Source organism: Allobosea sp. (assembly GCF_017308015.1).
Classification (GTDB): Bacteria; Pseudomonadota; Alphaproteobacteria; order Rhizobiales; family Beijerinckiaceae; genus Allobosea.
Window position 1 is genome coordinate 151909 of sequence record NZ_JAFKFW010000004.1, and the last position, 26099, is coordinate 178007.

Annotated in this window: 23 protein-coding genes; 16 read left to right on the top strand and 7 right to left on the bottom strand. The window is 63.0% G+C overall.

Translation table 11 applies throughout. The features are described 5' to 3' along the window. Position 1: 1 nt before the first annotated feature. The 6 genes from J0I42_RS05095 to J0I42_RS05120 all read right to left on the bottom strand — a co-directional run bounded on the left by J0I42_RS05095 (position 2) and on the right by J0I42_RS05120 (position 6247). Complete coding sequence (locus J0I42_RS05095; RefSeq protein WP_291653400.1) at positions 2–892, bottom strand: branched-chain amino acid ABC transporter permease; 891 nt, start codon at positions 890–892, stop codon at positions 2–4. Positions 893–896: 4 nt separating this feature from the next. Beyond that, positions 897–1772 (bottom strand): branched-chain amino acid ABC transporter permease, encoded by an 876-nt coding sequence (locus J0I42_RS05100; protein WP_291653403.1) that lies wholly within the window; start codon positions 1770–1772, stop codon positions 897–899. Between the two features lie 2 nt (positions 1773–1774). After that, entirely contained in the window at positions 1775–3022 is a 1248-nt protein-coding gene (locus tag J0I42_RS05105; protein ID WP_291653405.1) for an ABC transporter substrate-binding protein, read from the bottom strand. 95 nt (positions 3023–3117) lie between these two features. After that, a complete protein-coding gene (locus J0I42_RS05110) occupies positions 3118–4320 on the bottom strand; it encodes a CaiB/BaiF CoA transferase family protein (RefSeq protein ID WP_291653407.1) in 1203 nt (400 codons plus the stop codon). A gap of 14 nt (positions 4321–4334) precedes the next feature. Further along, a complete protein-coding gene (locus J0I42_RS05115; RefSeq protein ID WP_291653409.1) occupies positions 4335–5108 on the bottom strand; it encodes an enoyl-CoA hydratase/isomerase family protein in 774 nt (257 codons plus the stop codon). Continuing rightward, the gene (locus J0I42_RS05120) at positions 5105–6247 is read right to left on the bottom strand and encodes an aminopeptidase (RefSeq protein WP_291653411.1); all 1143 of its coding nucleotides are present in this window, start codon (positions 6245–6247) and stop codon (positions 5105–5107) included. The genes J0I42_RS05115 and J0I42_RS05120 overlap by 4 nt, the downstream gene beginning before the upstream one ends. 58 nt (positions 6248–6305) lie before the next feature. On the opposite strand from J0I42_RS05120, the gene J0I42_RS05125 reads away from it, so the two are divergent. From J0I42_RS05125 to J0I42_RS05150, 6 genes are all read left to right on the top strand, one after another. After that, positions 6306–6980, top strand: coding sequence for a GntR family transcriptional regulator (locus tag J0I42_RS05125; protein WP_291653413.1), 675 nt, complete (start codon positions 6306–6308; stop codon positions 6978–6980). Positions 6981–8075: 1095 nt separating this feature from the next. Beyond that, positions 8076–8993 (top strand): NAD(P)-dependent oxidoreductase, encoded by a 918-nt coding sequence (locus tag J0I42_RS05130; protein ID WP_291653415.1) that lies wholly within the window; start codon positions 8076–8078, stop codon positions 8991–8993. 23 nt (positions 8994–9016) lie between these two features. After that, a complete protein-coding gene (locus tag J0I42_RS05135) occupies positions 9017–9367 on the top strand; it encodes a RidA family protein (protein WP_291653417.1) in 351 nt (116 codons plus the stop codon). A 29-nt stretch (positions 9368–9396) separates the two neighbouring features. Further along, a complete protein-coding gene (locus tag J0I42_RS05140) occupies positions 9397–10620 on the top strand; it encodes a pyridoxal phosphate-dependent aminotransferase (RefSeq protein WP_291653419.1) in 1224 nt (407 codons plus the stop codon). Next, complete coding sequence (locus J0I42_RS05145; protein WP_291653421.1) at positions 10602–10784, top strand: hypothetical protein; 183 nt, start codon at positions 10602–10604, stop codon at positions 10782–10784. The genes J0I42_RS05140 and J0I42_RS05145 overlap by 19 nt, the downstream gene beginning before the upstream one ends. 299 nt (positions 10785–11083) lie before the next feature. Then, entirely contained in the window at positions 11084–11773 is a 690-nt protein-coding gene (locus tag J0I42_RS05150; protein ID WP_291653423.1) for a GntR family transcriptional regulator, read from the top strand. A 726-nt stretch (positions 11774–12499) separates the two neighbouring features. Here the strand turns inward: J0I42_RS05150 and J0I42_RS05155 are convergent. Next, on the bottom strand, positions 12500–13336 hold the full coding sequence (locus J0I42_RS05155; RefSeq protein WP_366509797.1) for a MerR family transcriptional regulator: 837 nt from the start codon (positions 13334–13336) through the stop codon (positions 12500–12502). Between the two features lie 432 nt (positions 13337–13768). Between J0I42_RS05155 and J0I42_RS05160 the strand changes: the two genes are divergently transcribed. The 10 genes from J0I42_RS05160 (at position 13769) to gabT (ending at position 26095) form a co-directional block, all read left to right on the top strand. Continuing rightward, a complete protein-coding gene (locus J0I42_RS05160; protein WP_291653424.1) occupies positions 13769–14845 on the top strand; it encodes an ABC transporter ATP-binding protein in 1077 nt (358 codons plus the stop codon). A gap of 48 nt (positions 14846–14893) precedes the next feature. Further along, the gene (locus tag J0I42_RS05165; protein ID WP_291653426.1) at positions 14894–16000 is read left to right on the top strand and encodes an ABC transporter substrate-binding protein; all 1107 of its coding nucleotides are present in this window, start codon (positions 14894–14896) and stop codon (positions 15998–16000) included. Between the two features lie 84 nt (positions 16001–16084). After that, a complete protein-coding gene (locus J0I42_RS05170; protein ID WP_291653428.1) occupies positions 16085–16966 on the top strand; it encodes an ABC transporter permease in 882 nt (293 codons plus the stop codon). Beyond that, positions 16966–17757 carry an ABC transporter permease gene (locus J0I42_RS05175; RefSeq protein WP_291653429.1) on the top strand — a complete coding sequence of 264 codons (792 nt, stop codon included), beginning with the start codon at positions 16966–16968 and terminating at the stop codon, positions 17755–17757. Before J0I42_RS05170 ends, J0I42_RS05175 begins: the two co-directional genes overlap by 1 nt. Positions 17758–17780: 23 nt before the next feature. Beyond that, on the top strand, positions 17781–19379 hold the full coding sequence (locus tag J0I42_RS05180; protein ID WP_291653431.1) for a zinc-binding metallopeptidase family protein: 1599 nt from the start codon (positions 17781–17783) through the stop codon (positions 19377–19379). A 49-nt stretch (positions 19380–19428) separates the two neighbouring features. Next, the gene (locus J0I42_RS05185; RefSeq protein ID WP_291653433.1) at positions 19429–20436 is read left to right on the top strand and encodes a dimethylarginine dimethylaminohydrolase family protein; all 1008 of its coding nucleotides are present in this window, start codon (positions 19429–19431) and stop codon (positions 20434–20436) included. Positions 20437–20507: 71 nt separating this feature from the next. Further along, entirely contained in the window at positions 20508–22052 is a 1545-nt protein-coding gene (locus J0I42_RS05190) for an acetolactate synthase large subunit (protein ID WP_291653435.1), read from the top strand. A gap of 247 nt (positions 22053–22299) precedes the next feature. Beyond that, on the top strand, positions 22300–23529 hold the full coding sequence (locus J0I42_RS05195) for a M20 family metallo-hydrolase (protein WP_291653436.1): 1230 nt from the start codon (positions 22300–22302) through the stop codon (positions 23527–23529). A gap of 255 nt (positions 23530–23784) precedes the next feature. Next, a complete protein-coding gene (locus J0I42_RS05200) occupies positions 23785–24705 on the top strand; it encodes a LysR substrate-binding domain-containing protein (protein WP_291653437.1) in 921 nt (306 codons plus the stop codon). 112 nt (positions 24706–24817) lie between these two features. Beyond that, a complete protein-coding gene (gene gabT / locus J0I42_RS05205; RefSeq protein ID WP_291653591.1) occupies positions 24818–26095 on the top strand; it encodes a 4-aminobutyrate--2-oxoglutarate transaminase in 1278 nt (425 codons plus the stop codon). Positions 26096–26099 lie beyond the last annotated feature (4 nt).

Below are 26099 nucleotides of genomic sequence, written 5' to 3' on the forward strand. Positions count from 1 at the left end.
CTCAGTTCCTCACGATCGAGCGACCGAACAGACCTTGCGGCCGGTAGAGGACGACGCAGATCAGCGCCATGCCGATCATCCAGATACGAACGCTGGCCAGCTTCACCTCGCTGATGCCGCCGACGAAGTCGCCGATGAAGCGCGAGCCTTCCAGGAACCCGACGAGGATGCAGGTGCCGACGATGACGCCCTTCATCGTGTCCGCACCGCCGAGAACCAGGGCAATCCAGACGTAGAAGGTGACCAGCGGCACGTATTGCTCGGGGCTGATGAAGGTCAGGTAATGTGCCTGAAGGCCTCCGGCCAGGCCGGCGCAGGCGGCCCCCAGCATCAGCGACCGTGTCTTGAACTGGGCCGTATCCTTGCCCAGCGCGCGGGCGGCCGTCTCGTTGTCCCTGATCGCCTCGATCGCGCGGCCGAAGGGGCTCTTGACGAGCTTTCGGAATGCCAGGAACGCGATGATGTTGATCGCCAGAAGGAGGAGCAGGATGCACAGGTCGATCCGGCTCGGCTCGACCCAGCCCGAGAACAGGCGAGGAATCTTCGTGAGCCCATGCATGCCGCGCGTCAGCCACTCCTCGGTTTGCAGGGTCATGCGGACCGCTTCGGAAAAGCCGAGCGTGACGATGGCCAGGTAGTTGCCGCCGAGGCGCAGCGCGATGATGCCGATCGGGTAGGCGCACAAGGTCGCCAGCCCGGTCGCTGCGATCAGGGAGAGCGGTATCGGAACTCCCTTGATAGCCAGAATCGAAGACGTGTAGGCGCCGATGGCGACGAAACCGACGAGGCCGAAATTGCTGAGCCCGGTGAAGCCGTACTGAAGGGCAAGCCCGCCAGCCATGAGCATGTAGATCAGTATCGTGATACCGATCGTGATGACATAGCCTTCCATGATTTCACCTCACAGCTACGATGCGGCCCAGAATGCCCTGTGGCCTAAGCAACAGCACCGTGAGCAAGACAATGAACGCCAGGACGATCTTGTAGGGCGGGCCGACCAGGAGGCTGGCCCATTCCTGGGCGATGCCGAAGATGAGCGCCCCGATCACTGCGCCAACCGGGCTTCCGATCCCGCCGAGAATGACCGCGGCGAACATCAGGATCAGCAACTCGAAGCCGAGTTCAGGAACCACCACCGCCTTCAGACCCAGCAGGACGCCGGCCAGACCGCAGAAGGCACCAGTCAGCATCCACAGTACCAGCATGACCGATTTCTCGCGGATGCCGCTGGTTGCCGCGAGATCCCCATTGTCGGCTAGCGCCCGCATCTTCCGGCCGGTCGGCGTGAGGTGAAGAAGCGAGAACGCCCCGATCAGTGCGACAAGAGCCGCCGCAACCACATAGAGATCCGTGGGCAGGATGCGCACGCCGCCGAAATTCCATGCCCGCGTGATCGGGGTCTGGATCATGTATTGATCGTAGCCCGCGAAGAACGTGATCGTGCACCGGACGACGAATGCGATGCCGATCGACGAGATGAGCAGGGAGATATGCGAACGCCCGGTCAGCCGTCGGAACACCCAGAAGTAGAAGAACAGCGATACGGCGACCGTGACGACCATGGCGTTGAGTGCCGCGATCAGCACCGAACCGCTAAAGAATGCCTGGGATGCCACCGCCGTGTACGCGCCGAGGGTCATATAATCACCCACGGCAGCGTTCGGGAATCGAGCGACGCCGAATACCAGCGTAATCGCCAAGGCTGGAAGCGCTATCAACAGCCCGAGAACAGTACCGTTAATAGTCGCGTCAGCTATTGATAGCCAAGTCATATTCAGATCTTTTGCGAAATGGAGCTTCCGAGAATGGTTTCTCTCAGCTCAAGGTTTCCGTTCACGATCTCGAACACGCCGAAATCCGGAATTGCATCACCGCGTTCGCCGAAATTGACGTCGGACGAGGCGCCGTCGTAGTCGATTTTCTTTCCCGCACGCAGGGCGTCCCGCCCTTCGGCGAACGACGTGACCTTCTGCCCCGGCGGGGTGGTCACTTCCCGGATCTTGCGATTGACATCCAGCGTCGTCGCGCTCGGCCCGGCGGCCTCGACCGCGAGCGCGAGGGTGATGACCATATCGTATGCCTGCGAAGCATACATATCGGCCTCCTTCCCGGTTTTCCTGCGGAATTCGGAGGCGAGATGCTGAAACGCCGGATGCTTCTCCTTGGGCACATGGTGCACGGAGAGCACGCCCTCGAGCACCTCTTTCCCGAGCGCCTTGATCAAACCCTCGTTCGCGGTCCAGCCGGGCATGATGAACTTGCAGTCATATCCGGACTGATACCATTCCTTGAGCAGGATGGAGGCGTCCGGCCGATAGCTGCCGAGCACGATGACATCCGGCTTCGTCGCGAGAACGCTGTTGAGCTCGGTCCGATAGGAGCTTTGGTTGGGTTCGTAGATGACCAGGGAGCTGAGCTTCCCTCCGCCCTGCTCCCATGCATCCCGGAAGTTGTGGGCCTGGCCGACGAAGGTGGAATTGTTGAAGGCCATCACGGCGGGGCGCTTGAAGCCCCTGCGCCTGGCGATCTCCGCATAGGCCCTGGCGAAGACGGCGTTGGAGGCGAAGTAAATCCAGGAAAGCCCTTTGTGATTTTCCTTGGGAATATCCGGCGATCCGCAGGTATTCATCATGATGACATTGGATTCGTCCGTTGTCGGCATGATCGCGAGGCAAACCGCAGAGGACCAGACGCTGATGATCGCCTCGACCTTGTTGATTTCGATCATTTTCTTGGTTGCCAGAAGGCCGGCGTCCGTTCTGGTCTGATCGTCCTCGCTGAACATGACCAACTGCCGGCCAGCCGCCCCGCCCAGCGCGTTTACCTCGTCGACCGCGATCCGTGCAGCTTCGAGCATGTATGGGCCGTAGGGGCCGCCGACCCCCGTCATCGAGTTCAAGGAGCCGATTCTGAACGGCTGCAGCGCCTGAGCACCGGCCGCGAGCGGCAGCGCTGCCCCGGAGGCAAGAGCCAATGAAGACAGCCCGAAATCGCGACGCGATAGCTTGCGGAAATGTACCATTATTTTCTCCCTAGATTTTGTTTATTGATCGGCAGGACGTAAAATTACTGCAAGATTTGTTCCTTGATTGCTTTATGTTCTCCTGTTGCCGGGAGTTATTGAATCACCCTCTCGCTCCTGAGAGTTTCAATCTCGGCCTGAGGAACACCGAAGAGGCGCAGGACATCGTCGGTATCGCGCCCCATCGTGGGGGCCGAGGTCCGCACGCTACCCGGCGTAAGCGAAAGCTTTCCGGGGATGCCGATCATCTTCATGCGGCCGATGGTCGGGTGGTCAACCTCCTCGATCATCCCGCGTTCGATGTAGTGCCTGTCCTTCATGGCGGCGCCGAAATCGTTGATCGGACCGCAGGGGACGCCGGCCTTGTCGCAGCGCTCGATCCAGGTCTGCGCGTCCGCCGACGCCAGCTCTCGCTCCAGAATTGCCTCCAGAGCATCGACGTTGCGCATGCGGTCCATGTTGGTGGCAAAGCGCGGGTCTTCGAGAAGATCCGGCCGGTCGATGACCGCCGCGCACATCTTCTCCCAGGTCCGCTGATTGGCGGCGCCGATGATGATGTAGCCGTTTCCGGTTCGCAGGGCCTGATAGGGGGCAGAGACCCGATGCCGGCTTCCCGTCGCTTCCGGGATGGTGCCGTCGGTGAAGTAGGCTGCAGCCTCCCATGTGAACCATGGCAAACCGCACTCGGCCAGCGAGACGTCGATGTGCTGTCCTTCGCCCGTCTTCAGTTGATGGACGTAGGCGGCGAGGATCGAGTAGGTCGCGGTCAGGCCGGCACCGATGTCGTAGATCGCGATGCCGGACTTGAGTGGCCGCCCGCCGGGCTCGCCGGTCATGCTCATGATGCCGGTCATCCCCTGCGCCACGAGGTCGAAGCCGCCGCGCGTCGCGTAAGGCCCCGTCTGGCCATAGCCGGAGATCGAGCAATAGATCAGGCGAGGATTGATCTTCTTGAGCGATTCGAAGTCGACGCCCAGTTTCTTGGTCACCCCGACGCGATAATTCTCGACGACGACATCGGCCCATTTGACGAGCTTGTCGAAGATATCGCGGCAACGCGCATCTTTCAGGTTGAGGACGATACCCTTCTTATTGCGGTTGATATGCGCGAAGCAGAGCGATTCCCCATCGACGAACGGGCCCATTTCCCGGGAATCGTCGCCCGTGCCGGGCTTTTCGATCTTGATGACCTCGGCGCCGTAATCCGCCAGCACCATCGTGCAGAACGGGCCGGCCATGATCTGGGAAAGATCCAGAATCTTGAGGCCTTGAAGCGGCAATGTCGCAACCTTGTTCATGACTGAGCTGTTTCTCATCTTCCGACGAATACGGGTTTGGATTTGTTCGCGAACGCCGCCCTGCCGATGCGATAATCTTCGCTATCGAAGCAGGCGTAGGCCTCGTCGAACTCGACAGCGGAGACCGGCTCGCTCGACCGGAGTCTTCGGACGAAGGCCTTGTGCCGTCGGTTGACGAGTGGAGCGCCGTTGACGATGCGGCCGACGGTCTCCTCGACGCTCGCGGCGAGCCGGTCGTCGCTGACGACACGCGTCAGCAGGCCCTTGGAGAGTGCCTCGCCTGCATCGAAGATGTTGCCCTCGATGAGAATCTCGAGCGCGACCGAATGCCCGACCAGGGAAATCAGATCCTCGAGCTCGCGGTAGTCGACGGTGAGGCCGATGCGGTTGACAGGGATTCCGTAGCGGCTGCTCGCGGAAGCGATCCGTACATCGCAAAGAGCCGCGATCTCCAACCCGCCGCCGACGCAGACACCCTCGATCTGCGCAACCGTCGGGTGGCGGCAATGCTTCAGCGTATCGGTCATGCGGACCGTGAATTCCGCATACTCGCGGACTTTCGCCTTGCCTTCCCGGTTCTCGCCGAAGTCGCCGATGTCGCTGCCGGCACAGAAATGCCCGCCTGCGCCGCGCACGAGCACGCATCTCACGTCATCGTCGGCATCGAGATCGACCATGATCTCGCCGAACCGCCGGAACATCTCCAGCGTGAGCGCATTACGCTTTTCCGGCCGGTCCAGCGTGACCGTGGCAAGCCCGCGCTCGTCCCGATTCAGCCGGATGGTCATGCCCGCCCCTCCGGGAAGACCTGGCCGTTGCGCAGCACGACCTTGCCGTCGAGCTCGAGCGTGCTGTCGATGAGCACGGTGTCGTAATGCGCCGCTGCCTTGGTGAGGCCGCCGATATAAGCACTCGTCCCGAGCGCGAGCTGGATCGACCCGTAGACGCTCTCGTCCGACAGCATCGTGCCGTCGAGCGTGCATTTCGGGTTCATGCCGACGCCGAGCTCGCCGAGATTGTAGACCAGAGGATCATTGAAGCTCTCGAGCAGTGTGCGGAATGCATCGGCTTCGCGGCCGCCCTCGATCGAAACGGCCATCCCGTCGCGCATCTCGATCCGCACGGGCTCGTCCTGGATCACGGCGACGCCCGGGATGCTGCCGTTGACCACGATCATGCCGTTAGCCGTGCCCTCCACGGGGGCCACGCTCGACTCCAGGCCGTAGCCAGCCGAAATGTCGATCGTGTTGGCGAAGCCGTTCAGCGAGCGCCCACGCCGGCCAGCGATGCTGAGGGTCACATCCGTGCCGAGTGCACTGGTCACGCGCGCCACACTGGCGTTCGTGAATGCCTCCGCCAGCCCGTCAATCTCGGGCCGCAGCGCGTCGAAATCGGCATCCCAGCCGGACGCTCCGAAAAAGCCTGCGCCGTCAGATTCGGGCAGGACGATCACGCGCGCCCCGGCACGCGTCGCTTCCTGCCGGGCGGCAGTATGGGCGATGTTCGCACGGGTCATGCCAACGATCAGGTCGGCCTCCTTCATCGCGGCCGCGGTGATGTCGGAAAGCTGCACTCCATGCACCGCGGAACCCGTCACCTGAAGCAGATGCAACGGCGCGCCAATTTCGTTCAGTGCGATCGCCAGCGGCTCGACATTGTGCTGGGTGTAGAGGTCGTAGATGACGAGAACCTTGGTCGATGCGTCGGCGGCGCCGAGCTTCCTCACGACCTTGCGCGCATTCGCTAATTTCAACAGCGTATTCAACAATTTAACTCCGGGTAGGCCAGGCCGCGGCGCGTCGTCAAGAAGGCTGGAGCGCCTTCCTTGGGGTCGAAGGATGGCAAGTGTGCATTCTGTTGTCAACTCAATCGTACAATGGATTGTACACACTTTGAGAGACAGCGTCGCATCCGCGATTGCCTTCAATGGGCGGACCCGATATTTTGGAGTTTTGATGGACCCCCGAGCTGAACCGAGGACACGCTTGACTGATAAGAAGGCGCCAAAGCCGAGAAAGCCCGCAAGCATCACGGAGGCGATCCGCGACCTTCGCGAAAAAATCTCCACGCAACAGCTCATTCCGGGTAGCCGAGTCCTGGAGCAGGAGGTCGCGAAGAGCTACAAGATTCCCCGCGCCAAGGCTCGGGAAGTCCTTGCGGCATTGGAAGATCGAGGGTTGATCGAGCGCGAGCCCAACAAGGGCGCCATCGTGTCTCCCGTCGATATGGAGACGACCTATCGGCTCTATGAGGTTCGCGAAGTCCTGGACGGTCTTACGGTTCGCCTGGCGGCTGAACGCTCGCGCCCGGAAGACTGGGCTGATATCCAGGAGCTATTCGGTGACCTCTTCGAGAGCAGCCTGCGCGCGGGAGATCTCGATACGCATATCGGGATCATCGAAAAATTCCGGAACCGGATACGCATCGTCGCTGACAGCAACGTTCTCAGTGACATGCTCGACCGGGTTTACGATCGGTCTCGCGTGACCATGCGTCGGGTGGCCCTTCTGCCTGGTCGGGCCGAGCTCGGTATGAAACAGTACCGATCCGTTCTCGAGGCGATCGTACGAGGGGATGGCGAGGAGGCCGAGCGTCGCGTGCGCGAACTGAACCGAAGCGCTCGAGACTATATCACGCGCTTCAAGAACTATGTTCTGTAGTCGTCCGCGAACAGCGGTGATCAGGCGTCATGATGGAATCTGACCGGGAAATCCGTTCCAAGAAACCTCGTTAGATTCAGGTCGCGAAGAGACTCGTTTCGAGCGGATGGGCACCGGATATCGAGACGGGGGCGGCGTTTGCGGCGCCGCCTCCGGAGCCGTTGGAGCGACGGCCGACCATGCCGTGCTCGTTCTTGAGGTTGCCGAGAGCCGGCTCCACCGCGGATCGGTGCCGGATCTGATATCTGAGGCGGCGCTGATGCGCTGCCTTCGGCCCGTTTTGCTGCGATAGACGAGAAATTCCGGCAACTGAGCGCCGTTTTGCGCCTCGGTCACGGATGTGACGGCGCGCGTGGAAACTATCGTGCGGGCCGCCCGAGCCGCCGGTACGCACACGAAGAGCAAGCTGCCATTGCGGTGATCTGGCGGCGGGGGCAGTTCGCGAATTCGTGGGGTTCATGGACCGCCCTTGTCGATGAATACAGTCCTTTGCTGGCGTCGTCGCTCTCCGCCGATGCAGTCCTGGCGCCCGATGCGGGAACGAAGATCGCAGCTTTCGGGCGAATGATCTGCGGAACGAGCTGCAGCTTCAAAGACCCTGATGGCCGAAATCAAACTTGGCGAGGCATGGGGCTGGCCCGCGAGATGTTGCTGCGGTGGTCCTGAAACAAGGTGCGGTCGGGGTTCAGGTGGCGGCGATCTGCCTTCGGGTCTGGGCCGGCCAGGCGATCTCTTCAATTGGGGGAATGGAAGGGGCTTCTGCCGGTTGTGACCCGGCGAAAGCGCTGAGGTTCGGCCGCGAGCGCGAATCCGTCATCATGGCATGCGGTGAGTGGCGGATGTCGGTCCGGCCGGGCTGCGCGCGGCATGTCACGTTGTCAGGGCACGCCGCGACGGCCCCGCCGTCGCCTGGATCGAAGCGATCTGCGAGACCTGTGTCCGCGACGGCTATTGCGATGCACGGGCGCTGCGGGCGCGCAGGCGTGGCCGGCCTGCGTCCGCTTCTGCTTGTTTTCGTATTCAAATCTGAATACAAGTTAAAACTCTGAACTGCGCACATGGCCGCGCAGCAGCCTTTTTCAAGGGAGAGCGATTTTGCGTGCGGTTTTTGTCGATGCGAACGAGACCCTGAGCGCCGTCGCCGAGAAGCTCAGCCGGGCCGGTGACCCCGGCCTCACGATCAACCGCAACCCCTCCGTCTCCTCTCAGGAGCTACCCAGCCTGTTGGGTGACGCCGAGGTTGCGATCATCGACCACACGCATCTGTCGACGGATATTGCGAAGCAGTGCCGCGGGCTCAAGCATGTCGTCTTCCTGGGCACGGGCCCGCGCAGCTACATGAATCCCGACGAGCTCGCGGAGCACGGCATCACCGTGCATATCGTCAAGGGGTATGGCGACACGGCTGTTGCCGAATGCGCCTTCGCTCTGATGTGGGCCGCCGCAAAGGGATTTGCGCGGATGGACCGGGGCATGCGTGCCGGCCAGTGGCTGCGCACCGACGGCGTGCAGCTCACCGGCAAAACGCTCGGCCTCATCGGTTTCGGCGGCATTGCGGCCGAGATGGCGCGGCTGGCGCGCGGCGCCGGGATGAAGGTCATCGCCTGGAACCGGACGCCGCGCAGCCATGACGGCGTCTCGTTCGTGTCGCTCGACACCGTGCTGGCAGAGAGCGACGTCGTCTCGCTGCATCTCCTGCTGACGGACGAGACTCGCGGTCTGGTCACTCGCGAACGGATCGCGGCGATGAAGCCGGGGGCAATCCTCGTCAACACCGCACGCGGCGCTCTCGTCGACGAGGATGCCATGGTCGAGGCGCTCCGGTCGGGTCATATCCGGCACGCCGGTCTCGACGTCTATACGATCGAGCCCATGCCGGAAGGCCATGTGCTGACCACGATGGAGAACGTCACGCTTTCCGCCCACTCCGCGTTCCGGACACCCGAAGCGAGCGACAACCTGATCGGCGCAGCCCTCGACCATTGCCGCCGCATCGCCGCGACAGGTCGATGAGCCGCCCTGGAGACGAGACTGCCATGGCCGACATTATCCGCATCGATCAGAACGCCCGCCGCAGCCGCGCCGTCGCCGCCGGTGGATTGGTCTTCCTTGCCGGCCAGGTGGCCGACGACAAGGCTGGCGACATCGCCCAGCAGACCCGTGAGACTCTGGCGAAGGTCGACGACATGCTGGCGCGGGCCGGGACCGACAAATCCCGGCTCGTCAGTGTCCAGATCTGGCTGAGATCCATGGAGGATTTCGAGGCGATGAACCGCGTCTACGACGCCTGGGTCGTCCGGGGCCAGACGCCGGCCCGCGCCTGCGGCAAGGTCGAACTCGCCGATCCGGCGTACCGCATCGAGGTGATCGCGGTCGCGCTGGCCTAGGAGTCGGTGCAGCCGCAGGGGAGGCTTTCATGGACAAATCCACGCAGTGCAGCGATTTTCGTCCCGCCGGGCGGCTTGGTTCGATCGGCGTTTCCGAGATCCTGAAGATCGGAGCCGCTGCGGCGCGGCTAAAGCGCGAAGGCCGGCCCGTCATCGTGCTCGGAGCCGGTGAACCGGACTTCGATACGCCCGACAACGTCAAGCAGGCGGGCGAGCATGCGATCCGCACCGGCAAGACGAAATATCCGCCGCTCGAGGGCACGCCGGAGCTGAAGGCGGCGATCGTCGAGAAATTCCGCCGCGAAAACGGGCTCTCCTACGCGCCGGACGAGGTGACGGTCAGCTCCGGCGCGAAAGCCATTCTCTACAACGCCTTCATGGCCAGCCTCGACCCGGGCGACGAGGTCATCCTCGCCGCGCCCTATTGGACGACCTATGCCGACATCGTCCGGATCGCCGGCGGCACTCCCGTGGACGTGGTCTGCCGCGAGGAGAACGGTTTCCGTCTCACAGCAGAAGATCTGGAGCGTGCCATTACGCCGCGTACGCGCTGGCTTTTGCTGAATTCGCCGTCGAACCCGTCCGGCGCCGCCTATACGGAGGCAAACCTGCGACCGATCACCGAGGTTCTGCTGCGTCATCCGCATGTCTGGCTGATGTCGGACGACATCTACGAACACCTCGTCTATGACGGCCTGGATTTCGTCACGGCCGCGCAGATCGAGCCAGCGCTCAAGCCACGCACCCTCACGGTCAACGGCGTCTCCAAGGCCTACGCGATGACCGGCTGGCGCATCGGCTATGCCGCAGGACCGAAACCGCTGATCGCGGCGATGGCTGTGGTCCAGAGCCAGATTTCCATGGCCTGCTCCGTCAGCCAGGCCGCGGCCGTCGAAGCCCTCAACGGGCCTCAGGAAATCCTGACCGAGCGCCGCCTCGCCTTTCAGCGCCGTCGCGATCTCGTCGTCGATGCTCTGAACGCGATCGACGGCATCGCCTGCCGCAAGCCGGAAGGAGCCTTCTACACCTTCGCGAGTTGCGCAGGGCTCATCGGCCGCAGGGCGCCCGATGGAACGGTGATCGACAGCGACGCCACCTTCTGTCGCTATCTGCTGGAACAGCACGACGTCGCTGTCGTTCCGGGCAGTTGCTTCGGTCTCGCACCCTATTTCCGGATTTCCTATGCAGCTTCCGAGGAAAGCCTGCGCGAGGCTTGCGCGCGGATCGCCCGCGCTTGCGTGGCATTGTCATGACCTTCCCGAGCAGCGGCAGCCGGCGCCTCGTCGACCTCCTCCGGCGCCAGGGGATCGAGCGCATCACCTGGGTACCCGGCGAAAGCTATCTCGCGGCGCTCGATTTCCTGCATGATGCGGCGGTGGACGTCGTTATCTGCGTACGGGGGAATCCGCGGCCATGATGGCCGAGGCTTATGCAGGCTGATCGGTCTGCCCGGCGTGCCCTCCAAGTCGCGGTCACCGGCGCCGCCGCTTTTCGCATCGCTTGCTTGCTCGAAGTCCCGCCCGACAGCCATTGCGCCACAGTAATCGTCCCGCCGCAGGCGCTGCGGAGACGTCGATGCACTACATCCATTCCTCGATCACTTGGTTTCATGCGGCTGCACCCATACCGTTTCGACTAATCGGCACGTTGCAAGACGGGTTTCGCTGACCGTATAGGGAGATATGTTGCAGCTTGCATGCAACAGCAGGAGGAGTAGTGGAAAGCAATTCCGATAGCGTTGTCGACCGCGTCTACGAGCAGCTCAAGGCGATGGCCGTGAGCTACGAGCTCAAGCCCGGCGAACGCCTCAACGAGGGCGGTATCGCCAAGCGCCTCGGCGTCAGCCGGACGCCGTTGCGCGAGGCGCTGAACCGCCTGAATACCGAGGGTTTCCTGCGTTTCGTTCCGGGAAAGGGTTTCTTTTGTCGGGAACTCGACGCGCAGGAGATCTTCGACCTCTACGAGTTGCGCAAGACACTCGAAGTGTCGGCGGCGCGGCTCGCCATCGGCCGCGCCAAGGACGCCGACATTGATGCGCTGGCCGCTTTCCTCGACCGGACAGGTCCCGATCCCGGCGAGCGCAGCACGGTCGAACTCGTCGAGCTGGACGAGGTCTTCCACGAGGGGCTGATGGCGATGTCCGGCAATGCCGAGATGCTGCGCGTGCTGCGCAACGTCAATGCGCGCATCCGGTTCGTGCGTTGGATCGATATGGATCGCATCAACCGATCCAAGACCCAGGCCGAGCATCGCGCGGTTCTTCAAAGCCTCAAGGCCCGCGACGAGGCGACCTGCATCGAGCTGCTCGAAAAGCATATCGACCGCCGTCTCGATCAGATCACGGCAGCTATCAAGGAGGGCTATGCCCAAATCTACATGCTCGCGAAGCGCCCGCATGCGCCGTGAAACATGAAGCTTCGGGGAATTTAGGCTGGTTCTCCTTGTCGCTCGGACATGCTGAGACGTCGTCGACACCCGGGGGTTCCGAGCTGGCCGCTGCCTGACCGATTGCTGTCTTTGGAGCGCAGCGAGGAGCGTTCTGAGCCACCGGCATTTTCAGGACGATCAGTGTGAGCGGGTTTCGGCCAGCCTCGTCGATGATAGGCGGACGCGTCGTTCGACGGCCCTTTTTATGGTTTGTGCGGACCGGCTCGCCCGGTGCAATCTGCCTGGCGCCTTTGTCAGGAGAGCTGCGCCTTTCGTAGTTTCAGCCGCTGAAGCCGGAGGCATATCTGTTGCACATCGTCGCAACGGTGCCGAACTATCCAGCTTCGGCTATCTGATCGTCGTTTCCAGGGTCATCCGCGCTCACTGCTATGCAGCGGGTACCCGGAAAGGTGCCAGAAGGTTGTGCCTTTGGCCGCCGCCGTCGCGGCTCGAGTGCTGACGCCCCACACGGCCGCCGCCGCTTACAACGCCGATCTCCTCCGCCAGATGGTTGCGAGAAGGGCGCCATCGCCGTCATTCCCGGTACGCTGGCGTGCAGATCTCTTCTCGACGGGCGCCCCGAGGCTCGGCGCCACCTCGTCGCATGCTGCTCCATCGGCAATTGCGGCCCGCGCGGTTTGCGGTATTTCCGCTTTCTCCCGGGTCTTTTGGCGAAGAGCGGCGGGGGGGGCGCCGAGGCCTCTCTCAGAACGTCGCCGGTGTGTTGATCCAGATGACGACTGCCGGGACATCGGCCGTATTGCGCCAGGCATGCGGCCGCACGCTTTCGAAATAGAACGAATCCCCGGCGGCCAGTAAGAAAAACCGGGAGCTGTCGAGCGAGATTTCGATACTTCCGGCGAGTATGTGCAAAAATTCCTCGCCGGCATGGGAGTAGGTGCCTTCGCTCGAAGCTCCCGGCGCCAGCTCAAAGCGATGGCATTCCATCAAGCTCGGCCCGCGCGACAGGGCCTGCACCGTAACACCCGGTGACGTAGGGGGCCAGGTCGCCCACTCTCCGGCCCTCACCAGATATTCGTTGTCGTGATGATCGGCCTGCCCGTTCAAGGCTGCGACTGTTGTGTTGAAGTGTTGGGCCAATTCATGAAGCGACTTGAATGAGACGCCGACCGACGTTCGTTCGAATGTCGATAGCGTGGAGACCGGAATCCCGGTTGCCTGGGAAATCGCTTCAAGGGTCTGATGAGAGGCTTGCCGGAGCCGACGAATTCGCAACCCGACTGGCAGCCCCGCTCCGTCGACCGGCGCAGCTCCGCTTTTCCCGGGAGACGGATTGCCGGCTTTGTCCTGCCCCATGCGCGTCGCGATCGCCGCCGGATTCAGGCCTTTATCGCTCCTGAGCCGGGCAATTTCCTTAAGCCGGGCCAGTTGCTCGACGGTGAACAACCGCTGGCCAGCCTGCGTTCGCACGGGGGTGATCAGTCCGTGCGCCTCCCAGAGACGCAATGTCGAAGTCGATACTCCGGCAATCCGAGCGGCTTCCGCAATCCGAAAATGGTTTGACTTCACATTCATGTCCATGTCGGGCGCTGCCGCCAAGCGGCGCGGCCGAAAATAAGATGCGCATTCAAGATAAACCATCTTGATTTGCTACCGAAAAAATACAAGAATGCATTTCGGTATTCAGGAGATAATGATGACCATAGCGCTCCAAGGGGTGTCAGCAAGCGTGCGGGCCCGCTGGCCTCGTGGCGGCGCCTGGATGGTCGGCGTGGCGCAATCGGCGCTCCTGTCATTTCGGTGCCGCGATGCGGAGCGCGGCGATCTGGCGGCGAGGATGGCTCAGGGCCGGCGCTCAACTGCCGGCTGAGGCTCCGGGCCGCCGGGTCTTGCTCATCGCGCCAGTCGCCGGGACTGGGCGGCAAGTGTGCGGATGGCAGGGCTGCAGGCCGGGTAGGTTGAACCCGTGTTCGGGGGCGGAAATCGCCCACAAAAGGGAAACAAGGCAGAAAAATGGCCGGTCTGGAAATCTCTAACGTAACGAAGAAGTACGCGAATTTTCGCGCTGTTGACGATGTTTCAATCAGCATCAAGCGGGGTGAGTTTCTGACATTGCTCGGGCCGTCCGGTTCCGGCAAAACAACTCTGCTGATGATGATCGCGGGTTTTGTTCAGGCCGATCGGGGAGACCTGACACTCAACGGTCAGACCATTACTCATTTACCGCCGGAGGCCCGCAACCTTGGGATGGTTTTTCAAGGTTATGCGCTCTTTCCGCATCTCTCGGTCTTCGACAACGTCGCCTTTCCTCTCAAGGTGCGAAAGCAATCGCGAGAGGAAATTGCAACGAAAGTCAGGGCGGCGCTCGATCTCGTGCAATTGACCGCGCTGGCTGATCGTTTGCCGCGCCAGCTTTCGGGTGGGCAGCAGCAGCGCGTGGCTCTTGCCAGGGCCCTTGTGTTCCAGCCCCATCTTCTCCTTCTCGACGAGCCGCTCAGCGCGCTCGATAAAAAGCTGCGGGCCGAGCTTCAGGACGAACTCAAGCGGTTGCACCGGAAAGTCGGCCTGGGCTTCATTTATGTGACGCACGACCAGGAAGAAGCGCTTTCCATGTCAGACCGCATCGCGGTTATGCGCAGCGGCAAGATCGTCGAGCATGGTACGCCGACAGATCTCTATGAGCGTCCCAATACCGCCTTCGTCGCGGACTTCATCGGGAAAAGCAATTTCGTGAGCGGGTCGGTCGTCGAGCATCGCGACGGGGGATTCGTGTTTTCCGGTGGAGGGGTCCGCTTCGTCCAGCGGACGAAAGGGCCTGCTCCTGCGATCGGGGCGGGCGTCAGCATCGCTCTTCGCCCGGAGAAGATCGGAGTTCTTCGCTCGGGCGAGACAGCCGAGAACGAACTGGCTGGGACCCTTACGGAATGGAACTATCTCGGTTCGGAGTTCCGCCTCGTCGTCGATGCCGGCCCCTTCGGATCGTTCAGCGTTTCCGTGCCGACCTGGCAATCCGACCTCGCGCCGGAGATCGGCGCGGCGATGAAGCTGGGCTGGAGTGCCGCAGCCGGCATGGTCGTCGCTCAAGACTGATCACGCGACCACCCGATCTCTGAATTCCAACAAAAAGAGGGATGAAACATGGATAAGCATGATTTCGCAGAAGATTGCGTCAATCTGGCAATCGAGCGAGGGGCCGATCCCTCTCGCCGCGATCTGATCCGCAATGCGCTCGCCATGGGCATCGCCCCTGCGGCGCTGACGCTCGCCGGCAACGGCGCGGCTCTCGCGCAGGCCCGCAAGGAGGTCGTTCTCGTCAATTTCGGCGGTGTGGCCATGCCTGCGTTCGAAGAAGCGTTCGTCAAGCCGTTCGCGGCCGAGGGCGGTAAGATCGTGCTGGACGGAAGCGGCGCGTTAAGCGGCAAGATCCTGACCATGGTGCGGTCCAAGAACGTCACCTGGGACATCTGCGATTCCGGCGTGACGTCGCTCGGCGAACTGGGCCCCCATGACGTTCTTGAGGACATCGATTACTCCATCGTCGACAAGAGCAAGGTTTTCCCTGAATTCGCCTATGAAAAGGGCGTGGTGAACTACATGTTCAGCACGGTCATGGCCTGGGATACCAGCAAGATCAAAACCGAGCCGACACTCGCGGATTTCTTCGATACCAAGAAATATCCCGGCCGCCGCATGATGCGGAAGAATTCGCAGGCCATGCTCGAGATGGCGCTCCTGGCGGACGGTGTGCCGAAGGACAAGCTCTATCCGCTGGACGTGAAGCGGGCTTTCGCGAAGATCGCGACGATCAAAAAGGACCTCCTGTTCTGGTCGAGCGGGTCGGACAGCCAGAGCCTGCTGCGTGATGGCGAGTGCGTCATGGGCATGCTTTGGCACACGCGGGCCAACGTCCTGATCGAGGAGACCGGCGGCCGCATCCAGTATACGTTCAAGGACGGATTGCTGCAGCCCGGCATCTGGGTCGTGCCCAAGGGCAACCCGGCCGGCAAGGAGGCCATGCGCGCCATCGCGTCCATGCAGAAGCCGGAAGGTCAGATCCGTTTGCTGGCGGCAATGGGGAACGGCCCGGCCAATCCGCTTGCAAACGCCCAGGTTCCCGCTGAGCTGGCCGCGCGGAATCCGTCTTCGCCACAGAACGCAGCCGTTCAGGTAAAAGTAAACGCCGAATGGTATACGGCGAACCACACCAAAACATATCAAGAATTTCTTGATCTTATCTCGTCGTGATCTTGGTGCCAGTCGGTAGGAAGACTTAGCATCATCGATGATGATGCGGCCGAGAGCTGCAGGGCTTCAAACAGGATTGAATAGATGAGTGTTCATGCCTCGGCCAGAGAGCGGCGAGCAGGATTAAGCCTGCTCGCCGGTACCCATACGCGGTATTGGCTCCTGATCGCGCCGGCCTTGTTCATGCTGTGCGTGTTCTACATATACCCGATCGGCCGCGTGCTCTGGATGAGTGTAACCGTCCCGGCGCCCGGCTTGGGGAATTACGAACTCCTTGCGACCAGCGCATCGATCCACAAGATGCTGCTGACGACGGCGCGGATCACCATGGTGACCACCGTCGTTACGCTGATCTTGGCCTATATTCTGGCTTATACACTGGTGCATTCGTCGCCGCGAACGCAGCGATGGATGTTTCTCGGCATCCTGATCCCATTGTGGATCTCGGTCCTCGTGCGGGCATTCGCCTGGTTCGTCCTGCTGCGTCGGGATGGGCTGATCAATTCCGTTCTGATGTCGAGCGGCATCATCGATACGCCGCTGAGCCTGATCTGGAACGAGACGGGCGTGATGATCGGCATGATTCACTACATGCTGCCGCTGGGCGTGCTGCCGATCTACGCCAACATGCGCGATATCGATCAACGCTGCATCGCCGCGGCTCGTGGACTGGGCGCGAAGCGGTTTGAGGCTTTCCGGAGGGTCTTCCTGCCGTTGTCCCTTCCGGGCGTGGTGGGCGCAGGCATCCTCGTCTTCATCTTCTCGCTTGGTTTCTTCGTGACTCCGGCGCTGCTGGGTGGCGGCAAGACGCTGATGATCGCCGAGTACATCAAGGTTCAGATTCTCGAAGTCGTCCGTTGGGGACTGGGCACGATGCTCGCCGCAACCCTGCTTCTGCTGATCGGCGGGTTGCTGGCGGCGCTGAGCAGGCTGGTGAACCTGCGTAAACTCTTCGGAGCTGGCTGATGAGCACGAACGGCTTTGGCAATATCTCGATCATGACGCGGTCGATGGCGTGGTTGATCGTCTGCTTCCTCGTGCTGCCCATCACCATCGTCTTCGCAGTGTCGGTGACGGACAAGCACTATCTGTCGCTGCCCGAGCAGGGAATTTCGTTCCAGTATTACGAGAAGCTGTTCACTTCCGGCCCCTGGATGACGAGCATTCTGCAGAGCTTTGTCATTGCATGCGCATCCACGGTCGCGGCGGTCCTGCTCGGCACGTTGTGCGCCATCGGCTGCTGGCGCCTGGGCAACCGTGCAAGCGATTTCGTCCGGATGCTGATGCTGGTGCCGATCATGGTTCCCACCATCGTCTATGCGCTTGGAATCTATCAGTTCTGGATCGATCTGCGTCTGCTCGACAGCTATACCGGGCTGATCATCGCGCACATCGTGACGGGGCTGCCCTATGTGGTGATCACCGTCTCCACGGCGCTTGCGGGGTTTGACCCGCGCCTGGAGCAGGCTTCGCTCAGCCTCGGCGCCAGCATTGGCCAGACGCTGAGACTGGTGATCATTCCCAACATCAAGCCGGGGGTGATCTCGGGGGCGATCTTCGCCTTCATTCACAGCTGGGATGAACTCGTCCTGGCTCTCTTCATCGCCGGCCGCGCTGTCTTCACCCTGCCGCGACGCATGTGGGACGGCATCAACGAATCGCTGGATCCGACCATGGCTGCCGTTGCGGCGGTTCTGATCGCGATCACTGTCAGTCTTCTCTGTACCGACGCCTATACACGCTCGCGACGAGCCTAATCGGAACTTGTGAGGTAAATCCAATGTCTGACGAACGCGCTCACGGCGCCCAGAAAACCACTGCGCTCGGCTGGCTCGAACAGAACGCCGATCAGTTGTCCGCCAATCATATGACCATCTGGAATCTGCACGAGCCGTCCTGGCGCGAGTACAAGTCCGCAGCCTGGTATGTCGAACGTCTGCGGGCCGAGGGCTTCACCGTCGAGGAAGGCACAGGCGGCATGCCGACCGCCTTCTGCGCGGAATGGTCCAATGGCGATGGGCCGACGATCGGTGGCTATGCCGAGTACGACGCGGTTCCGGGGACGTCGCAGGCGGCTGTTCCGTACCATCAGCCGCGCGAGGGGGTCAGCCGGCACGCGGCAGGCCATACCGATCCGCATTCCGCGCTCGGCATCGGTTCTTTTGCCGGTTTCCTTGCGGCCAAACATGCGATGGAGCGCCATGGTATCAAGGGGCGGCTGAAGTTCTTCGGCGAGCCGGCCGAGAAGATGTGCGGCTCAAAGCCCGTGCACGCGGCCAAGGGCTATTACGACGACCTCGACGCCGCCATCAGCTTTCACCCGCACTCGTTCCCGGCACTGGCGAACAGCTGCTTCTGGGACACCCACAGCGCGCCCTACTGGAGCCGGATCTACACCTTCGAATGCAACAATCCGGAAACGTGGCAGCAGGGCGCCGGCCTTACCACCGTCACGCATAACCACTCGACCGCGCGTGCACCCGGCGCCATCGACGCCGTCTGCCTCATGTACACCTCGTCGAAATACACGAAGGAATCCATGCTGCCACACCATGGCAGTTGGAGTCTGAACGAATATATCGTTCAGGCAGGTTACGCGGCTGCCGACAACCGCGCGCCGGGTCTCGCCCAGATCCAGTATTCGCTGCGCGCGCCGACGCTCGACATGTGCGAGCGCGTCTTCGAGGTGCTCGACCGCAATGCCGAGCATTGCGCTGCAATGACCCATTGCACGACCTCGGCCGCATGGATCACGCGGACTCGGGCAGGCCTGCCCAACCATGCCATGGCGGAGACTGCCTGGCGCAATTTCGAGGCCGTCGGTGCGCCGCAATGGAACGAGCGGGCGCGTGAGTTCGGGCGCGAGATTCAAAAAAGCCTCGGCGTCGAACCGATGGATAATCCGTTCGCGACGGAGATCCAGACCCTGACCGCGCCCTGGGAAGGCGAGAAGGCGTTCCGCGCCCAGTTGCCGGCCTGGCAGAAGAATCTCGCGGCTGACGATTACGTGGACTACACTTGGCATGCGCCGACGGTCCGGCTCTATGTCGGGCGGCCGACGCTGAAATCTGTCCCCGGCATGCGCTATCCCGACTGGACGCGCCATGCGATGGGCGGCATGCCGGACTGCATCGATCCGATGTGGTCGACAGCCAGCAAGGTGATCGCCATGACGATCATCGATCTGCTCACCGACGGCACGTCGCTGGCCAAGGCCCAGGACGAGTTCAAGCAGCGCACTGGCGGCGGGATCGGCGGATCGAACTGGGTCGCTCCGCTGTTGCCGCGCGATTTCGAGGCCCCGATCCATTACCGCTGGCCCGAATACGTCACAACCGAACGCGGCACCGAATGGACGACGCCGACGGCTGCCGGCTGAGCATCGCCGCCTCTCCCCAATTTACTTCATCAGCACGGAGATTTCGATCGTGTCGATCATTTCGGAACCCGAATACCGCTACAACATGTTGATCAAGCAGTTCGGCTCGCGCGCCGAGCCGGCCTTCCACAGCGAGTCCGAGCAGCTCGGCGTCTGGGGGCGGCACTGGGGCTGCAACAACGACGTCGGCCAGTTGCGCATGGTGCTGATGCATCGTCCGGGTGACGAGCTGAATATCGTCGATCCGTCCAAGCGCCTGCCCGACATCGGCGCCTTCGGCGATCCGGAGAAGGGCTGGTACTGGCGCGGCAACTCGATCCCCGATCTGGCGGCCCAGCAGGCCGAGCATGACGGCCTCGTTGCCGCTCTGCGCGAGGAAGGGGCCGAGGTCGTGTTCGTCGATAAGGCGGCGCCCGGCAAGATGAAGACTGTCTACACGCGTGACAGCGTCATCGCGGTGAATGGTGGCGCCATCGTCACGCGTTTGGGGCCGCCGATCCGCCGGGGTGAAGAACAGCCGGTCACGCGCACGCTGGCAAAGCTCGGCATGCCGATCCTGCGCACGATCACCGGTACCGGCCTCATGGAAGGCGGCAGCTTCGCCTTCCTGACGCCCAAGGTCGCCGTCGTCGCATTGTCCAGCCGTGGCAACGAAGAGGGCGCGCGCCAGCTCGAAGAGGTGCTGCGCACCCAGGGCGTCGAACTCCTGCGCGTCGAGTTGACCGGCTATCGCCTGCATATCGACGGTCTTTTCGTGATGCTCGATCCGGAAACCTGCTTCCTGAACCCCTCGATGCTGCCCTTCTGGTTCCTGGAGAAGCTGACCGAACTCGGTATCCGTCAGATCGAGGTCTGCCCGGACGACAAGACCAGCGTCGTGAATTGCCTGGCTGTCAGGCCGGGGCGCGTTCTGATGCGGGAGGGGCTCTCGGAGCGCACCCAGGCGAAGTTCGACAAGGCCGGGATCTCGATCCGCTTCGTGCCCTACGACAACGTGGCTCTCGGTGGTGGCGGCATCCACTGCTCCACCTCGCCATTGATCCGCGACCCGCTTTGAGACGGGAGGGCCGGGCAAGAATGCCCGGCCCTTTTTCCGATAATCTGGTCGATCGACGCTAAGGAAGAGACATGAACGGCGCGGAAAGCTTGGTACGAACGCTCGTGGCAAGCGGAGTTGACACCTGCTTTGCCAATCCCGGCACATCGGAAATGCATTTTGTCGCCGCGCTCGACCGGGTTGCCGGCATGCGCTGCGTCCTGGGGCTGTTCGAGGGCGTGGTCTCGGGCGCTGCCGACGGCTATGCCCGCATGACGGACAAGCCGGCGGCGACCCTGCTGCATCTCGGCCCGGGGCTCGGCAATGCGCTGGCCAATCTTCACAATGCGCGCAAGGCCAACACCCCCGTCGTCAACATCGTTGGCGACCACGCGACGCATCACCGCCGTTACGACGCGCCCCTGACCTCGGATGTCGAAGGCGTCGCCCGCCCGATGTCGAGCTGGGTCAAGACATCGATGGATGCGCGTTCCGTGGCGCGGGACGGAGCCGAGGCGGTTGCCGCCTCCCTGGCGGGAGCGGGAGGGGTCGCGACCCTGATCCTGCCGGCCGATACCGCCTGGAACGAGTCCGACGGCCCCGCCGCACCAGTGCCTGTCGCGGCCCGGCCCAAGGTCTCCGACGACGCTTTGCGGGAAGCGGTCAGCGCCCTGCGTTCGGGCGAGCCGACGCTCATCCTCGTCGGAGGACGCGCGCAGCGGGCGCGCACCATGGAGCTCGCCAGCCGGATCGCCGAAACCTGTGGCGCACGGGTTCTGGGGCCGACCTCCAACGCGCGCATCGAACGCGGCGCCGGCAGGCCTCGCCTCGACCGGATCTTCTACGTGGTCGGGCGGGCTCTGGAGCAGCTCAGCGACATCCGCCGCGTCGTGTTGGTCGGAACGCAGGAGCCCGTGGCCTTTTTCGCCTATCCGGGGAAGCCTAGCCTCGTGCTGCCACCCGAATGTCAGGTCCACGCCTTCGCCAAGCCCGAAGACGATATTCTCGATGCGCTCGAGCGACTGGCCGACGCGGTGGGCGCGACGGCGACGAGCCCACTCATCCAGCCCCTGAGCCGGCCGGACCTGCCCACCGGTGCGATCACGCCCGAAACCATCGGCGCAGTGGTCGGTGCGCTGCTGCCCGAGAACGCGATCGTCGTCGACGAGAGCATCAATGCCGGCCGCGGCGTCTACCCCGCGACCATCGGCGCTCCCGCCCATGATTGGCTGCAACTGACCGGGGGGTCGATCGGCATCGGCCTGCCCCTGGCTACGGGTGCCGCGGTCGCCTGTCCCGACAGGCCCGTCGTCGCTCTCCAGGCCGATGGGTCCGGCATGTACACGTTGCAGGCTCTGTGGACCCAGGCGCGCGAGAACCTCAACATCACCACGATCATCTTCTCCAATCGCGCTTATGCCAGCCTCGAAACGGAGCTGCACAATGTCGGCGCGACCAATCCCGGGCGAACGGCGCTCGACATGCTCGACCTCAGCCGGCCGGACCTGGACTGGGTGAAACTGGCGGAGGGAATGGGTGTCGAAGCCGCGCGCGCCGATACGGTCGAGAAGCTGATCGATCTCTTCGGGCAGAGCGTCAAAAGGCCAGGTCCCTTCCTCATCGAGGTTCCGTGCTGACCTGACGTCACGCCGCCCGCCAGGATGCGATGCAGTTCGAGGCTGCATCGCATCTAGACGCCGTCCGCATGATGATGGCCGGTCCGATCCACGAGCCTCGACCGTGCCGGTGGAATCGGGTCCAGCGGCTGCCCCGTCGGGCTCCGACATTCGCCCGATTGGAAGCGACCTGTTCGGCGGACCGCTTCAAGAAGCGCAAGCTCGGAAATGCGACGTTTCCGATGCAGATTTGAACCAGGATATCGCGATGACCGTGACGATCGATTCCGACCGCCTCTGGAACAGGCATATGGAGCTGGCACGTTTCGGAGCCACGGCCGGGGGAGGCGTCTGGCGCCTCGCTCTCGACGGGTCGGATCTTGAGGCGCATCGAGCGCTGGCGGATATCGCGCTCGGGCTGGGCTTCAAGCTTTTCCTGGACGACGTCGGCAACCTCTTCATCCGACGGGAAGGGCTGGATCCGCTCCTGCCGCCCGTGGTCAGCGGCTCGCATTGCGACAGTCAGCCCAATGGCGGTCGCTTCGACGGCATATTCGGCGTCCTTGCCGCGCTGGAGGCTCTGCAGAGCATCCAGCAATCGGGCGTGCAAACCCGCCATCCCCTGGAATGCGTCGTCTGGAATAACGAAGAGGGTTCGCGCTTCGCCCCAGGCTGCATGGGCTCGGCGGTCTATTCCGGCGTGATGTCCCTGGAACAGGCCCTGGCCACGATCGGGGACGACGGCGTGCCGCTGCGCGATTGCGTGCGCGCGCTCCGGGAGCTTCTGCCGGAGGCGGAACATCGTCCGCTGGGGACGCCCTTCGCCGCCCTGATCGAGGCCCATATCGAACAGGGGCCGGAACTCGAGGAAGGCGGCATCACGCTGGGCGTCGTTACCGGGATGCAGGGCAATCTGCGCCTGATGGTGGATGTCACGGGCCGAGAGGACCATTCCGGCACCACGCCGCGACGGAGGCGCAAGGATGCGTTCTTCAGCGCGGTCACGATTGTCCAGGCCTTGCGGGAGGCCCTGCATGACGAAAAGGACGTTCTGCGTTTCACCGTCGGCCGGTTCAGCATCTCGCCGAACGCCTGGTCGGTTGTACCGGGGAGAGCCAGCTTTGCCATCGATCTGCGCCACCCGGATCAGGCGGAGCTGGAACGCTGCCATGCGATCGTCATCGAGACCGTGGCTCGTCACGCCGCGCCCTGCGAAGCGACCGTGACCCAAAAATCGAGCGCAATCCCGGTTTCATTCGAAGGGCCGGTACGCGATGCCATCCAGAGGGCGGCCCAATTGCGGCAGATCAGCCACCGCTCGATTTATTCAGGCGCCGGACATGATTCCCGGTATTTCCCTGGCCTGTGCCCCACGGGAATGCTCTTCATTCCGTGCAAGGACGGCATCAGCCACAATGAAGCGGAGTATGCGAGCCCATCCGACATCGCCGCGGGAGCGCAAATCGTCGCTGACGTCATGCTGGAACTCGCCTCGTGAGGGGCTGAACCATGCCGGGGGCGGGCGATCCGCCCAGCCCTGCCGCAAGTCACCACATCCGCGAGCCACGCCAGGCGCGAGGCTTCCCGAATATGGTGACCATCGTCGGCCATGACGCGATGTTCGCAGAAGCATCCCATCTGTCAGCGAGATTGAACGCCCGTGCAAGCTGCCCTCCTACGCCGGAACAGGTCGGGCGTCGTGCGAAACGGCAGCCGCTCCCGGCAGCTGTTTCACGACAGGAGAGCTTGACCCGTGCCCGACAAGACGTCTCGGCCGCTGCCATCGCCGGTCTCCCTGCGCGCCTTCGAAGCACTGGGGCGACTGGGAAGCGTTCGCGCTGCGGGGGATGAGCTGGCTGTCAGCCATACGGTGATCTCGAAACACCTTCGCCATCTGCAAGAGACGCTGGGGGTGGTCCTGATGGCCCAGCAAGGCCGGCGCCTTGTTCTGACCGAGGACGGGCGGCGCTATCATCAGGACATTGCAAGTGCTTTTGCTCAAATGCGGCGTGCAACCCGCGCCTTGCGCGCCAAACGCCCGTCCAAACTCAATATCTGGTGCACGCCGGGCATCGTCGGCAACCGCCTGCTGTCGCGGCTGCCGGAATTGACCGGCCCGCCACGCGACTGGGACATCAATCTCCAGCCGACCCTCGCTCGTCCGGATCTCGCCGGAGGGGAGGCCGACGCGCTCATCACCTATGCGGAAGGGCAGGAGCGGGACGAACGTATTCAGGTCGAGGAGCTGGTTCGCCCGCGTGTCTTTCCAGTGGCCAGTCCCGCCTTTCTGGCAGGAAGGGCGCAGATGAGCATCGAGGATATCGCCCATAGTGCGCTCATCCATGAGGAATCGACGGAGCAATGGGCAAACTGGCTGGCTCTGGCCGGTCTTCGGGAGATTCCGAGCCTGCACGGCCAGCAGCTTTGGCACGCCCATATAGCGATCGAGGGAGCCCGGCTCGGCCAGGGCATCGCGATCGCCAACGACATGCTGGTGGAGGACGAATTGAGAAGCGGCGCCCTGGTCGAAGTCGGGAGCTCCAACATCTACATGGGCAGCTATCGGCTGCTGGCGCTCCGCAAGCGCTGGACCGAACCCACTATCAGCGTGCTGCGTCAATGGCTGCGCGAGGCTTTCCGGGCCGATCCGGCACGGCCCTCCGTCGCCGGCTGATCGCGGCGATCGCGAGATCATGTGCGCAAAAGAGACCGATCCGGCGCTTTAATACTGATTGTTGGGGCAGGGGGCGCCTCCTAGCATGAACCCAACGATCCAGGAGGCCTTCATGCCGACCAATGCAGAACTTCTCGTCCGCCGCAACAACGCCGTCGTGCAGGGTGTCGGCCATGCCACGCCTCTCTTCGCCGATCGCGCCGTCAACAGCGAGATATGGGATGTCGAGGGCAAGCGCTATGTGGATTTCGCCGGGGGTATCGCGGTGCTCAACACCGGGCATTGCCATCCCGCCATCATCGAGGCCGTGCGCGCCCAGCTAGACCGCTTCACGCATAGCTGCTTCCAGGTCATGGCCTATGAGCCGTATGTCGAACTCGCCGAGCGCCTGAACGCGCTGGCGCCGATCGACGGACCAGCCAAGACGGTGCTCTTCACCACGGGCGCCGAAGCCACGGAGAATGCCGTCAAGATCGCCCGCGCGGCCACCGGCCGGGCCGGCGTGATCGCCTTCACCGGCGGCTTCCATGGCCGCACGATCATGGCCTCGGCGATGACCGGCAAGGTGGTGCCCTACAAGAAGGGCCTCGGGCCGACGCTTCCCGATGTCTGGCACGTCCCGTTCCCTGCCACCGGCGGCGACGTGAGCGTCGAGGATGCGCTGCGTTATCTCGGCTTCATCTTCAAGGCGGATGTCGACCCCTCGCGGGTCGCAGCCATCATTATCGAGCCCGTTCAGGGCGAAGGCGGCTTCCATCAGGCTCCGCTGGAGCTGATCGCCAGCCTGCGCCGGATCTGCGACGAGCATGGCATCATGCTGATCGCGGACGAAGTCCAGACCGGCTTCGGACGCACCGGCAAGATGTTCGCCATGGAGCACTACGATGCCAAGCCGGATCTGATCTGCGTGGCGAAAAGCCTGGCTGGCGGATTCCCCCTCTCCGGTGTCATCGGACGGGCGGCAATCATGGATGCGGCAGCCCCTGGCGGCCTCGGCGGCACCTATGCCGGCAACCCTCTTGCCTGCGTTGCGGCGCTGGCGGTTCTCGACATCTTCGAGAAGGAGAAGCTGATCGAACGGGCCAACGCCATCGGCGAGCGGGTGCGCAGTTCGCTCGCGCGTATGGCGCAAGCCAACCACCTCCTGCCGATTTCGGAAGCGCGCGGTCCGGGCGCCATGGTTGCTTTCGACATCATCAAGGAGCGTGGCGGGATCGAGCCGGATGCCGAGGCAACCCGGCGCGTCACCATGCGTGCCCATGAGAACGGGCTGATCCTGCTGTCATGCGGCACCAACGCCAACACGATCCGGATCCTCGTGCCGCTGACTGCCTCCGACGCGATCGTCGACGAGGGGCTGGCCATTCTCGAAACCGCGCTGGCGGCCTGAACCG

What these genes read in the sequence shown, in the direction of transcription:
- J0I42_RS05095 (WP_291653400.1), bottom strand. Translation starts at nt 892, where the DNA reads ATGGAAGGCTATGTCATCACGATCGGTATCACGATACTGATCTACATG.
- J0I42_RS05100 (WP_291653403.1), bottom strand. Translation starts at nt 1,772, where the DNA reads ATGACTTGGCTATCAATAGCTGACGCGACTATTAACGGTACTGTTCTC.
- J0I42_RS05105 (WP_291653405.1), bottom strand. Translation starts at nt 3,022, where the DNA reads ATGGTACATTTCCGCAAGCTATCGCGTCGCGATTTCGGGCTGTCTTCA.
- J0I42_RS05110 (WP_291653407.1), bottom strand. Translation starts at nt 4,320, where the DNA reads ATGAACAAGGTTGCGACATTGCCGCTTCAAGGCCTCAAGATTCTGGAT.
- J0I42_RS05115 (WP_291653409.1), bottom strand. Translation starts at nt 5,108, where the DNA reads ATGACCATCCGGCTGAATCGGGACGAGCGCGGGCTTGCCACGGTCACG.
- J0I42_RS05135 (WP_291653417.1), top strand. Translation starts at nt 9,017, where the DNA reads ATGGCCGACATTATCCGCATCGATCAGAACGCCCGCCGCAGCCGCGCC.
- J0I42_RS05140 (WP_291653419.1), top strand. Translation starts at nt 9,397, where the DNA reads ATGGACAAATCCACGCAGTGCAGCGATTTTCGTCCCGCCGGGCGGCTT.
- J0I42_RS05155 (WP_366509797.1), bottom strand. Translation starts at nt 13,336, where the DNA reads ATGGACATGAATGTGAAGTCAAACCATTTTCGGATTGCGGAAGCCGCT.
- J0I42_RS05160 (WP_291653424.1), top strand. Translation starts at nt 13,769, where the DNA reads ATGGCCGGTCTGGAAATCTCTAACGTAACGAAGAAGTACGCGAATTTT.
- J0I42_RS05165 (WP_291653426.1), top strand. Translation starts at nt 14,894, where the DNA reads ATGGATAAGCATGATTTCGCAGAAGATTGCGTCAATCTGGCAATCGAG.
- J0I42_RS05170 (WP_291653428.1), top strand. Translation starts at nt 16,085, where the DNA reads ATGAGTGTTCATGCCTCGGCCAGAGAGCGGCGAGCAGGATTAAGCCTG.
- J0I42_RS05175 (WP_291653429.1), top strand. Translation starts at nt 16,966, where the DNA reads ATGAGCACGAACGGCTTTGGCAATATCTCGATCATGACGCGGTCGATG.
- J0I42_RS05180 (WP_291653431.1), top strand. Translation starts at nt 17,781, where the DNA reads ATGTCTGACGAACGCGCTCACGGCGCCCAGAAAACCACTGCGCTCGGC.
- J0I42_RS05190 (WP_291653435.1), top strand. Translation starts at nt 20,508, where the DNA reads ATGAACGGCGCGGAAAGCTTGGTACGAACGCTCGTGGCAAGCGGAGTT.
- J0I42_RS05195 (WP_291653436.1), top strand. Translation starts at nt 22,300, where the DNA reads ATGACCGTGACGATCGATTCCGACCGCCTCTGGAACAGGCATATGGAG.
- gabT (WP_291653591.1), top strand. Translation starts at nt 24,818, where the DNA reads ATGCCGACCAATGCAGAACTTCTCGTCCGCCGCAACAACGCCGTCGTG.